The sequence below is a fragment of the Microbacterium aoyamense genome (assembly GCF_023155855.1).
Classification (GTDB): domain Bacteria; phylum Actinomycetota; class Actinomycetes; order Actinomycetales; family Microbacteriaceae; genus Microbacterium; species Microbacterium aoyamense.
In genome coordinates, this window is record NZ_JAKNUT010000003.1 from 361714 (window position 1) to 372661 (window position 10948).

The window sequence follows — 10948 nt, forward strand, 5'->3', positions numbered from 1 at the left end:
TCCATGATGGCCACCGGCGCGCACCTCGAACAGGGACCTGGGTCCTCAATGCGGTCCTTCCCTAGACTGGCGACGGAATCGCTGCGCGTCGTCCGGGGGAGGATGCAGATGACCCCCGCTCGGGTACGATCCGACACCGCGCGCTCACTCGACCGCGCCCTGTTCGCGATCGCGGCTCTGAGCCTCCTGGTCGTCGTGATCGAGGTCGCCGTCCTGCTGCAGACCGTACAGCTCCACGCGATCGCGACGCTCGCTCTGCCGTTCGGATTCGCCGTGTACGTCATCGCGGGAATCATCGCGTGGCGGCGCCGGCCGAGCAACGCCATGGGCGCGCTGATGGTCTGGACGGGCGCCGCCGTGCTGCTCGGCGGCATCGCGAGCACGGAAGTCCCCGTTCTCGAGGCGATCGGAGCCGTCTTCGCGACGGTCGCGCTCGCGGCCGTCATCCATCTCGTCCTGGCTTTCCCGACCGGGCGCCTCGAGACGCCCGCCGCCCGGTGGACCGTCGCGGCCGCCTACTTCGTTTCGCTCGTCCTGCAGATGCCGCTGTATCTGCTGGACCCGGGCAGCCCGCTCGCCGTGGCAGACGCGCCCGGCGTCGTCGCCATCGCCAAGCCGGTGCAGTCGCTCGCCGGCGCAGCGGTCACCGTCAGCGCCGTCGTGATCCTGTCGGGTCGCCTCCGGCGCGCCGAGGACGCGCACCGGCGGCTCCTCATTCCGCTGCTGGCATACAGCATCTTCGCGGTGCTCTTCACGCCGGTGCGTTCGCTGCTGCGCGCCTTCGTGCCGATCGATCCGCTCTTGGGCGACATGCTGCAGTTCCTCGTCCTCGCCGGAGTGCCCATCGCCTTCGTCTTCGGACTGCTGCGCGGTGGCTTTCCGCGCACCGGCGGTCTGGAGGAGCTCGGAACGTGGCTCGGCGAGGCATCCGCGACCGATGACCGCCTCGCCGAGGTGCTGTCCCGCGCATTGGGCGATCCGTCACTCGCCCTGTATGTCTCATCGGAGCAGTCCGGCGCGCTCGTCGATGCGGACGGGCGCGAGGCGCCGCCGCGCAACGACCCTCGCCGAGGGTGGAGCGACATCTCCGCACACGGCGTGATCGTCGGTGCGATCGCCTACGACGCGGAGCTCATCACCGACGCCGCACTGGTCGCCGCCGCCGGGAGCATCGTCGCGATCGCGGTCGAGCGCGAACGCCTCAGCGCCGACCTGCGCGCGACCAAGCAGGCCGCCCTCGTGTCGCAGGAGCAGCTCGTCTCGACGATCGGGGCGCTCACTCCTCGGCAGCGCGAGGTGCTCGAGCTCGTCGCCGAGGGGCGCAGCAACGCGAGCATCGCCGCGAAGCTCGTGCTCACCGAGAAAGCCGTCGTCCAGCACGTCTCGCGCATCTACGACGCGCTCGGATTGCCGATGCATGCCGAGGCCCACCGCCGCGTGCAGGCGGTCGTGCTCTACCTGACGGCTCAGGAGGACGCATCGGGGAGTGGTGAGGACCTAGGTCCCTCCCACGCGACCTCCCTGGGTCGATAGATTTCGAACACATCGACTTCGGGGGGCCGTCTTGACCGTTTCATCCGTGCGCCATCGATCCGTGCAGCGCCGTGCTGCTCTCGCCGCGGCATCCATCGTCGCCATCGCGGGCCTCGCCGGCTGCGCGCCGGCGTCCGCTCCCGATCCCACCCCGTCGGTGAGTGAAGAGGGCGCGTTGCCGGATGACCTGCAGGCACAGCTGCAGGCAGTGCTCGACGACACGATGGCCGAGTACGACGTCCCGGGTGCGGCCGTGGGCGTCTGGGTCCCAGGCGCAGGATCGTGGACGGTGGCGGCCGGAGTCGCGGACATCGAGAGCGGAGAGCCCACGACGACCGAGATGTCGTGGCCGTTGCGCAGCGTCACGAAGTCCTACACCGTGACCCTGTTGCTGCAGCTCGTCGACGAGGGCGAAGTCACGCTCGACGACACGATCGACCGGTACGTCGACGGCGTCACGAACGGCGACCGGATCACGCTGCGCCAGCTCGCCAACATGTCGAGCGGCAATGCCGATTACACGAACGACGATTTCGTCGCGGTCTTCAGCGAGGACCCGACACGCATCTTCACGCTGGACGAGCTCAACGGCTTCATGCTGGGCAAGCCGGCGCAGTTCGAGCCGGGTGCCGAGCACGTCTACACCAACGCGAACACGAATCTGCTCGGTGCGGTGATCGAGAAGGTCACCGGAGCCTCGTATGAAGACGTGCTGAACGACCGCATCCTCGAGCCGCTCGGGCTCCAGGACACGCGGTACCTGCTCGACGTGGCGACCTGGACCGAGCCGCACGCGCTCGGGTACGGCCCCGACGCCGATCCGCGGGAACCGGCGGACCAGAACTTCTCGATCTTCGGGCCGGCGGGTTCGATGGTCTCGTCACTCGAAGACACCCGCCTGTGGGCGGAGACCCTCGCGACGGGCGCGCTGCTCGATCCCGCGACGCAGGCCGAGCGCGAAGACGGGTGGCCGTTGGATGCCGGACCGCCGTACGACGTCTATGCCCTCGGCATCGGCGAGACGAACGGGTGGTGGGGCCACAACGGCGAGGGCCTCGGATACACGGCCGCCGTCTTCCACAACCCCGAGACGGGAGCGAGCATCGTGGTGTTCATGAACGAGTCGAACGTCGAACCGAAGGCCCATCCCGCCGACCAGACCTTCCGGCGTATGGCCGCGGTGCTCGCGGGCGAGGCGACGTCATGACGCGCCGGATGTGGTCCGTCGCCGCGGTCGCGGCGCTCGTCGGGTCGCTCACGGCCTGCACGTTCGGCACCCCCGAACCCGAGGCGAGCGACGCCGCCGTGCCGGCTGCCGCGCTCGAGGTCATGAACCAGCCGCAGTACGCGAACGGCCGCTGGCTCATTTCGGTGCGGGACATCGCGACGGGCGACGTCCTGATCGATCTGGGCGCCGATCAGATGGCCGAACCCGCGTCGTTCACCAAGAGCTACAGCGTCGGCGCGGCATGGCTCAAGTGGGGGCCCGATCACGTCATCACGACGCCCGTCAAGAGCACCGGCGACATCACCGGCCCGACGATGAACGGCGACCTCGTCCTCGTCGGCATGGGCGACATCACGCTCGGCGGCAGGACGAAGCCCGACGGCACCGTCGATTTCGCCGACCTCGACCACAATGACGCGAATCCGATCCCCGGCGCGACGCTCACGACCGAGGATCCCCTTGCGGGGCTCGACGAGCTCGCGGCGCAGGTCAAGGCATCCGGCATCGACACCGTCACCGGTACGGTCATCGTCGACGACCGGCTCTTCCAGGGCGAGCTCGCGGACGAGCCGATCACGCCCATCGTCGTCAATCAGAATCTGATCGACGTGCTCATCACGCCCGGCGAGCCCGGCGAGCCGGCGACGGTCGAGATGACTCCGGCCGTCGCGCCTTGGCACATCGTGAGCACGGTCGAGACCGTCGCGGCGGGGGAGGACTTCGAGGTCTCCAACCCGGAATCCACGGGTGGTGGAGCGCTCGCCGTCGGCGGGACGATCGCCGCCGACAGCGATCCCGTCCTGAAGGTGTACGCGCTGGAGGACCCCGCGACGTTCGCTCGCACGGCGTTCATCGAGGCGCTCGCGCGTGCCGGCGTGACGGTCGGCGGCGACCCGATCGCCGAGAATCCGGCGGCGTCGCTGCCTTCGAAGGATGCGGTGGCCGCACTGCCGGCGGTCGCGGAGTTCGACTCGCTGCCGCTCTCGCAGCAGGCGACGTACATCATGAAGATCAGCTACAACCGCGGCGCGCAGGCCTATGTGTGCCTTCTGTCGGTCGAGGCGGGCGAGGACGACTGCAGTGCGGGCCTCGAGGAGGTCGGCAGGCTGTGGGCGGATGCCGGCCTCGACATCACCGGCATGTCGCTCGTCGACGGCTCGGGTCTCAACGGCAACTACATCACTCCCGAGAACGGCGTCGCGGCGCAGACGATCATGGCCGAGCGCCCCGATGCGGATGAGTGGCGGGCGACGATGCCGATCCTGGGTGTCGACGGATCACTCGCGACGGTGCAACCCGACAGCCCCGCTGCGGGCAAGGTCTTCGCAAAGACCGGCACGCTCGTCGAGGGCGATCTCGTGAACGGTCGGCTGAGGCTCAACACCAAAGCGCTCGGTGGCGTCATGGAGGCCGAGAGCGGGCGAGAGCTCGCGTTCGTCATCATCATGAACCAGGGCTTCTCGGACGACATCGAGGGCGTCTTCACGAGCAACGACGATGTGGGGGCGGTCGCGGCGGCCATCCAGCAGTCCTTCTGAGGTGCCCTGTTCGCGGAGCCGCGCACGGCACGGCAGAGTGGATGCGTGATCAGGTCCGCGAGAGCCCCGCAGTGAGAGCCATGCGCGAGTTCCTGGGCGGTGCGGGTCTCCTGGCTCGCGGATTCGGGTGGTGGACCCGCCGCCCCGGACTCATGGCGCTCGGACTCGTGCCGGCTGCGATCGTCGCGCTGCTCTTCCTGGGCGGGTTGATCGTTCTCGGCGCATACCTGCCGGGCATCGTCACCGCCGTGACGCCCTTCGCCGAGGGGTGGCCCGGCGTGTGGGCGACCGTCATCCGCATCACGATCGGCACGGCCATGGTCGGCGCGGCCCTCGTCATCGTCGCCGTCTCGTTCACGGCGCTGACACTGCTGCTCGGCGAGCCGTTCTACGACCGGATCTGGAGAGCGGTGGAGCGGGATGCCGGGGGCGACGCCGTCGACGGTGCGGAGGGATTCTGGCGCGCCGTCGGCGACACCTTCTCGCTCCTCGCGCGCGGAGCGCTCGTGGCGATCTTCGCCGCAGTGCTCGGACTCATCCCGGTCGTGGGCGGTGTCATCGCGGCGGTCGTCGGCGTGGGCCTCACGGGATGGCTGATCGCCGACGAGCTGAGCGCGCGCGCTCTCTCGGCGCGGGGCATCGATCGTGCCGCGCGTCGGCGACTCCTGGCTCGGCATCGCGCGCGGGCGCTCGGGTTCGGTGTCGCGACGCAGCTCTGCTTCCTCGTGCCGTTCGGTGCGATCGCCACGATGCCGGCGGCCGTGGCGGGATCGACGCTGTTGGCGCAGTCCTTCTTGGCGCCCACCGCCCGCTCCTAGCGACCCTGGCGCTTCTTGTAGGGCTTCGGCTGCCCCTTGACGGCGGGGGCGCGACCCTTCCCCTTCGATGCCTTCGCCTTGCCTCCGGCAGGTGGGGGCGTCCTCGGTGCAGGCGGCGGCGCGCTCGCGATCAGCTCGTGGGCATCGGCGAGGAGCAGTGACCCGGCCTTCGTCAGGCGCGTCTGGCCGCCGTCGCGGCTGAACAGAGGCTGCCCCACCTCTGCCTCGAGCTTGTCGATCGACGTGTAGAGCGATGCCAGCGGGATGCCCAGCTTCTCGGCCGCGCGCGGGAAGTGCAGTTCGTCGGCCGCGACGACGAACCGGCGGAGCAGAGCGATCTTCACGAATGTGCCTCCCCGCCCAGGATACGGAGACATTCAGCCGCACGGTGTCTTCGTGGATCGCAGCTCCTACGTCGCGACGGCTCGTGGGGCGGTCAGGCGCGGTCGTGCAGGGTGACGTGGTAGCCGTCGGGATCGGCGAAGGTGAACGTGCGGCCGAACGGGCCGTCGACCGGAGCCGATACGATCGTCCGCCCGTCAGCGACGAGTGCATCGTGGATCTCCTGCACGTCGGTGGCGTGGAGCCACAACGCCACCCCGATCCCCGGCTGCGGGGTCGCGGTGATGTCGGTGCCCGGGACGACCTCGCGCAGGGCGAAGGCGATCGGCGTCGTCTCGAACACGACCGCATGCGGCGGCCCGGCGGGGGAGCGCACGAGGCCGAGATGGCGCTCGTAGAACTCGTGCGATGCGGCGAGGTCGGTCGTCTGCAGCGAGATGAAGTCGGGGCCGGTGACGGGCATGTTGCGCTCCTCGCATCCTGATGTCAGTTATCTGACACGTGCCCTACCGTATGTCAGACTACTGACATGAGTCAAGCCGGGATCGATCTCGAGACGTCGCTGGGCTACCTGCTGAAAGAGGCCGCGAGCGCCCTTCGGGGTGCGATGGAGGAAGCGCTGCGGCCGCTCGGCATGACGATCACGCACTACTCGTGCCTGGAACTGCTCGCGCAGCGCCCGGGGCTGTCGAATTCCGAGCTCGCGCGCGGAGCCTTCGTGACGCGGCAGTCGATGAACGTCCTGCTGCAGACGCTCGAGCGGGATGGGCAGGTCGTCCGTCCGGACGAAGCGCCGGTCGGCAAAGCACTGCCGGCGCGACTCACCCCGCGTGGGCGGGCCCTTCTCGCGAAGGCGACGGTCGCCGTGCGTTCGGTGGAGCTCCGGATGCTGCGCGGCATGACACCGGAGGAGCAGGCGATCGCGTTCACGGCGTTGAAGACCGTGGTGCGCTCCCTGCGCTCTCCCTGACCGCGCTGCGGGGCGCGCTGGTCGGTGACGAATGGCCGCGTACCGCGCCCGCCGCAGCCCCGGTCGTTGAGCGAGCGAAGCGAGACGAAACGCCCGCCCGGAAATCCTGCTCTGCCTGGGGTTTCAACCTCGGGTTGAATGTCGGTGGCCCTGGGCAGAATGGTCGTATGGATGCACTGCTCGACCACCTCGAAGAGGCTGTCGAGCAGACGCGCGCGCACGTGACGGGGGCCCTCGGCGAGGGTCGTGTTCTGACCGCTTCCGACGAGCAGATCACCCGCGCACTGGCCCTCGCAGCCGAGCTGCAGCGCCTCACCGAGGCGGTGCTCGTCGAGGCGACGGGTGAAGTATCGCGCCGGTCTCAGTCGGCTGCGCGGGATGATCGGCTCACGTCGCGGATGGGCTGTCATGACGTGTCGGAGCTCGTGCAGCGACTGGCCCGGTGCTCCGCGTCGACCGCGGCCAGGTTGCAGCGGGCGGCGAAGCCGACCATGGCGCGAGTATCGTTCGCCGGCACGGCGATGCCGGGGATGCTTCCCGCACTGCACGACGCGATGATCGACGGGGTCATCGGGCTCGACGGGGTGCTCGCGGTCGCGAGTCCGCTGGCCGAGATGTCGCGGCGGGTGCCGTACGAGAAAGTCCTCACCGCCGATCAGGTCATCGCCGCGATCGCTCGCGGGGAAGGCCCCGACGGCGCGCCGCCCGCATCGGCGGATCTGTTGAAGATCCACGCGACGACGTGGGCGACCTACCTCGACCAGGATGGCGCCGAACCCCGCGAGGAACGCGCGCTGCGGGTGCGCGGGATCACGCTCGGACGAGAACGCGACGGGGTCGTCCCGATCAGCGGCAATCTGATGGTCGAGGTCGCGAAGCAGTTCGAGCTGATCTGTCACGCGATCGGGTCACCGCGCGTCGACCAGGACGGGCCGGTCATGTTTCGCCCGTCGGCGGACGTCGAGCCCGACCCGTTGGACTATCGCTCCGACGTGCGCACGCCCACACAGAAGCGACACGACGCTCTGGCGACCGCGCTGTCGGTCGCGGCATCCAGCCGGCTCCTTCCCACGATCGGCGGCGCCGCACCGACCCTGGTCGTCTCGGTGCGGGAAGAGGATCTGATCGAAGGTCGCGGGTGGGCGCACATCGACGGGCAGCCCGTCTCCCTCGCCGCCTCCGTGCACGCGGGCTGCGCGGGGGTCATCCAACGGATCCTGACCGGTGGGAACGGGCGGATCGTGAAGCTCGGCACCGAGGAACGCGTCTTCAACCGCCGGCAGCGCCGCGCCATCGCCCTCAGAGACGGCGGATGCGTCATCCCCGGCTGCGGGGTGCCCGCCGCCTGGTGCGAGATCCACCACGTCGTCGACTGGGCCCTCGGCGGCTCCACCCACACCGAGAACGGTGTGCTCCTGTGCTGGTACCACCACCGCCACCTCGCCAATCACGGCTGGCAGATCCGCATGAGCAACGGCGTCCCCGAAGTGAAGGCCCCACCCTGGGCCGAACGCGAGCCCCGCTGGCGTCCCGCCACCACCTCACCCACCAGACTCCTCGAGCGACTCAACCGGCGCACATGAAGCGATGGTCGGAACGATGACGGCGGTTGAGAACCCGCGCGGATGTCGCCGCGCCGGAGACGCTCTCGGCGCTCAGTTCATCCCAGTCCGGCTTCGTCACTCAACGACGTGCGGGCACAGGTGCATGCCACGACCGTCACGGCGGAGCATCCCGATCCCTCATTCCCTTCATCGCGCGATACGCCCACAATGGGCCCATGACCGACCACGTCATCAAGCCGCTGACACTCGACACCTTCCCGGCGTGGCTCGCGCTCGCCGAGAAGCACAACGGCGTGTGGGGCGGATGCTACTGCTCGTACTTCCACGGCGACACCGCCGACACCGTCAAGAGGGAGTACGACGGCCCCACCTTCAAGCGACGACTCGTCGAAGAGGGGGTCGCGCACGCGGCACTCGTCTTCGACGGCGATCAGGCGATCGCGTGGTGCGAGTACGGCAGCCCTCTCGAGCTGCCGAACATCTACCACCGCAAGCAGTTCGACGCCGAGGAGTCGCACCAGGCACCGTGGCGGATCACGTGCTTCTTCGTCGATCGCGACCATCGGCGCGGCGGCGTCGCGACCGAGGCGCTCCACGGCGCGCTGGACCTCATCGCGCAGGCGGGCGGCGGCGAAGTCGTGTCGTTCCCCAACGTCGTCGAGCCCGGCAAGCGGGTCTCGGCGTCCTTCCTCCACAACGTCACGCCGGGGATCTTCGAAGCGGCGGGGTTCACGTTCGAGCGCCGTATCGGCAAGAACAAGACCGTCATGCGGAAGGTCGTCGCACCGGCCTGACAGCAGCGGCGAGTCGGCTGCGCGTGTGGCGCAGTATGACATCGGTGGGAGCGCGCGATGCCAGGGCCGACGTAGCGTGACGGACGAACCGAGATCCGCACGCTCGAAAGGACCCCGCATGGCCGATTCGACCCCCGTCGAGACCGAACCCACGTACGACGCACCGCTCATCACCCCGGAAGAGGCGGCGCAGCGCGCGGCCGGCGGAGCCCTCGTCATCGATGTGCGCAGCGACGCGGGTCGGGCGCGGGACGGGGTCATCCCCGGATCGGTGCGTGGCGATCGTGAGAACCTCGACGCGCAGTTCCTCATCGATTCTCCCGAGAAGCTCGCGGAAGTCACGGAGTGGGATCAGGACATCGTGATCGTCTGCGGGTCGATCCGCGGGTCCGGGCCGGTCGCCGAGCAGCTCCGCGCGAAGGGCTTCACGAACGTCGCACACGTCGACGGCGGCTTCCCGGCGTGGAAGGAATCCGGCGCACCGACCGCAGAGGTCTGACCGCCCCGCTCGCCCCGCCGTTCACGGTGAGGCTGCCGGCTTGTCACTCGATGCGACGACCTTCGCGGGCAGCCCGCGCGAGAGGAGCAGCCCGATCACGGTGAGCGCGAACACGAGGAACAGCGACTGCTGGAGTGACTCGACCTGCGCATCGGCGTAGGCCTGCGCGACGTCGGAGGCGACCTCGGCCGTGGCTCCTGCATCCGTCAGCGCCGTCTCGGCCTGCTCCTGCGAGAGGATCGGCGCACCCATCGAGGTGGCGGCGACCACCTGCTGCCGCACGTCTTCGGGGATGGATGCGTCGCCCTCGACCGCGGTTGCGAACCCACTCGTGAGCATGAGGATGAAGACGGACCCGACGACGGCCGTGCCGAACGATGACCCGAGGTTCTGGAACGTGCCCTGCAGGCCGCCGACCTCGGAGGTGTCCTTCTCGCCGACGGCGGACATGTTCACGTTGCCGAGCTGCGATGCGAGGAGGCCGAAGCCCGCGCCGACGACGAACATGCCGACCGCGAAGAGCCAGCCGGAGAGCGTGGGTTGGATCGCGCCGAGCACGAGCAGCACGCCGGCCGCGAGCGTGAACTGCCCGATCCGCCCCAGATTGCGTGCCGAGCGGACGGTCGAGAGGCGTGACCCGAGGATCGAGAACAGAATCAGGCCGACCGACAGCGGCAGGATCTTCAACCCCGTCTGCAGTGCGTCGTAGCCGAGGATCGTCTGCAGATAGACCGGCACGACGAAGAACAGCGCGGCGATCGCGAAGTACTGCGCCATGAACATCGTGAGTCCGCTGCGCAGGGCGGGGATGCGCAGCAGGCTCACCGAGAGGAGCGGCTTGCGGCCCGATCGTTCGAGAGCGCGCTGACGCTGGAAGAAGAGCCACAGCACGACGACGGCGATGAGGATCAGATAAGCGACCGGCGAGACGCCGAGAGGAGCGATGATCACGTCGCCGACGACCGGGGGGTCGAGGGGGACGATCCATCCCCATGTCTTGCTCTGCAGCAGACCGAAGACGAGGATCGCCATTCCGCTGGCGGACAGCACGACGCTCAGCAGATCGATCCGCAGCTTCGGATCAGGTTCGACGTCCCTGATCCGTCCCGAGACGAGCAGGACGATGATCATGACGATCGTCTCACCGACGAAGACGTACCGCCAGGACGCGTAGGTCGTCACGAGTCCGCCGATCAGCGGGCCTGCGGCTGCGGCGAAGCCGGTCACCGCACCGAGAGCCGAGAACGCGACGATGCGCTCCCTTCCCGAGTAATTGATCGCGGCCAGCGCCGCGATCGCGGGGATCACGAGCACCGCGCCGAGGCCCTCGACGAGCGACCAGCCGAGCATGAGCACCGTGAGATTCGGGCTGAGGGCGGTCGTCAGCGACCCGATCCCGTAGACGATCGACCCCACTCGGAACGCACGACTGCGCCCCCACTTGTCCCCGAGCTTGCCGCCCGTGAGCATGAACGCCGCCATCGTCAGCGCGTAGAACGTGATCGCCGCCTGCATGCCCGAAATGTCGGTGCCGAGATCGGCGGCGACCGTCGAGATCGAGACGTTCATGACGGTGCTGTCGAGAATCATCACGAACTGCGAGACCGCCAGGAGGACGAGCACGAACCATCGCTTCATGCACTGCACCGTACTTCTCCATG

Annotated in this window: 11 protein-coding genes; 8 read left to right on the top strand and 3 right to left on the bottom strand. The window is 68.9% G+C overall.

From position 1 onward, the window contains the following. Positions 1–108: 108 nt before the first annotated feature. From MA876_RS10865 to MA876_RS10880, 4 genes are read left to right on the top strand one after another with little or no spacing between them, the layout of a single operon-like run. Positions 109–1533 (top strand): LuxR C-terminal-related transcriptional regulator, encoded by a 1425-nt coding sequence (locus MA876_RS10865; protein WP_248148740.1) that lies wholly within the window; start codon positions 109–111, stop codon positions 1531–1533. Between the two features lie 46 nt (positions 1534–1579). Then, on the top strand, positions 1580–2740 hold the full coding sequence (locus MA876_RS10870; RefSeq protein WP_248148742.1) for a serine hydrolase domain-containing protein: 1161 nt from the start codon (positions 1580–1582) through the stop codon (positions 2738–2740). Next, positions 2737–4299 (top strand): D-alanyl-D-alanine carboxypeptidase/D-alanyl-D-alanine endopeptidase, encoded by a 1563-nt coding sequence (dacB, locus tag MA876_RS10875; RefSeq protein WP_248148744.1) that lies wholly within the window; start codon positions 2737–2739, stop codon positions 4297–4299. Before MA876_RS10870 ends, dacB begins: the two co-directional genes overlap by 4 nt. A 41-nt stretch (positions 4300–4340) precedes the next feature. Continuing rightward, positions 4341–5117 carry an EI24 domain-containing protein gene (locus MA876_RS10880; protein ID WP_248148746.1) on the top strand — a complete coding sequence of 259 codons (777 nt, stop codon included), beginning with the start codon at positions 4341–4343 and terminating at the stop codon, positions 5115–5117. Here MA876_RS10880 and MA876_RS10885 read toward each other — a convergent pair. Continuing rightward, complete coding sequence (locus MA876_RS10885; protein ID WP_248148748.1) at positions 5114–5461, bottom strand: LysR family transcriptional regulator; 348 nt, start codon at positions 5459–5461, stop codon at positions 5114–5116. The two genes, MA876_RS10880 and MA876_RS10885, sit on opposite strands and share 4 nt — an antisense overlap. A gap of 92 nt (positions 5462–5553) precedes the next feature. Next, a complete protein-coding gene (locus MA876_RS10890; RefSeq protein ID WP_248148750.1) occupies positions 5554–5922 on the bottom strand; it encodes a VOC family protein in 369 nt (122 codons plus the stop codon). Between the two features lie 66 nt (positions 5923–5988). Between MA876_RS10890 and MA876_RS10895 the strand changes: the two genes are divergently transcribed. From MA876_RS10895 to MA876_RS10910, 4 genes are all read left to right on the top strand, one after another. Next, on the top strand, positions 5989–6429 hold the full coding sequence (locus MA876_RS10895) for a MarR family winged helix-turn-helix transcriptional regulator (protein ID WP_248148752.1): 441 nt from the start codon (positions 5989–5991) through the stop codon (positions 6427–6429). Between the two features lie 167 nt (positions 6430–6596). Beyond that, positions 6597–8012, top strand: coding sequence for an HNH endonuclease signature motif containing protein (locus MA876_RS10900; RefSeq protein ID WP_248148754.1), 1416 nt, complete (start codon positions 6597–6599; stop codon positions 8010–8012). A gap of 197 nt (positions 8013–8209) precedes the next feature. Beyond that, positions 8210–8788: a GNAT family N-acetyltransferase gene (locus MA876_RS10905; RefSeq protein ID WP_248148756.1), complete on the top strand. Its 579-nt coding sequence runs from the start codon at positions 8210–8212 to the stop codon at positions 8786–8788. Between the two features lie 118 nt (positions 8789–8906). Next, positions 8907–9287 carry a rhodanese-like domain-containing protein gene (locus MA876_RS10910; protein ID WP_248148758.1) on the top strand — a complete coding sequence of 127 codons (381 nt, stop codon included), beginning with the start codon at positions 8907–8909 and terminating at the stop codon, positions 9285–9287. Positions 9288–9308: 21 nt separating this feature from the next. On the opposite strand, the gene MA876_RS10915 is transcribed toward MA876_RS10910, so the two are convergent. Further along, positions 9309–10925, bottom strand: coding sequence for an MFS transporter (locus MA876_RS10915; protein WP_248148760.1), 1617 nt, complete (start codon positions 10923–10925; stop codon positions 9309–9311). Positions 10926–10948: the final 23 nt, after the last annotated feature.

Excerpts from the sequence above, each read along its gene's own strand:
- MA876_RS10900 (WP_248148754.1), top strand. The coding sequence starts at position 6,597 with ATGGATGCACTGCTCGACCACCTCGAAGAGGCTGTCGAGCAGACGCGC.
- MA876_RS10905 (WP_248148756.1), top strand. The coding sequence starts at position 8,210 with ATGACCGACCACGTCATCAAGCCGCTGACACTCGACACCTTCCCGGCG.
- MA876_RS10880 (WP_248148746.1), top strand. The coding sequence starts at position 4,341 with ATGCGTGATCAGGTCCGCGAGAGCCCCGCAGTGAGAGCCATGCGCGAG.
- MA876_RS10865 (WP_248148740.1), top strand. The coding sequence starts at position 109 with ATGACCCCCGCTCGGGTACGATCCGACACCGCGCGCTCACTCGACCGC.
- MA876_RS10915 (WP_248148760.1), bottom strand. The coding sequence starts at position 10,925 with ATGAAGCGATGGTTCGTGCTCGTCCTCCTGGCGGTCTCGCAGTTCGTG.
- MA876_RS10895 (WP_248148752.1), top strand. The coding sequence starts at position 5,989 with ATGAGTCAAGCCGGGATCGATCTCGAGACGTCGCTGGGCTACCTGCTG.
- MA876_RS10910 (WP_248148758.1), top strand. The coding sequence starts at position 8,907 with ATGGCCGATTCGACCCCCGTCGAGACCGAACCCACGTACGACGCACCG.
- dacB (WP_248148744.1), top strand. The coding sequence starts at position 2,737 with ATGACGCGCCGGATGTGGTCCGTCGCCGCGGTCGCGGCGCTCGTCGGG.
- MA876_RS10890 (WP_248148750.1), bottom strand. The coding sequence starts at position 5,922 with ATGCCCGTCACCGGCCCCGACTTCATCTCGCTGCAGACGACCGACCTC.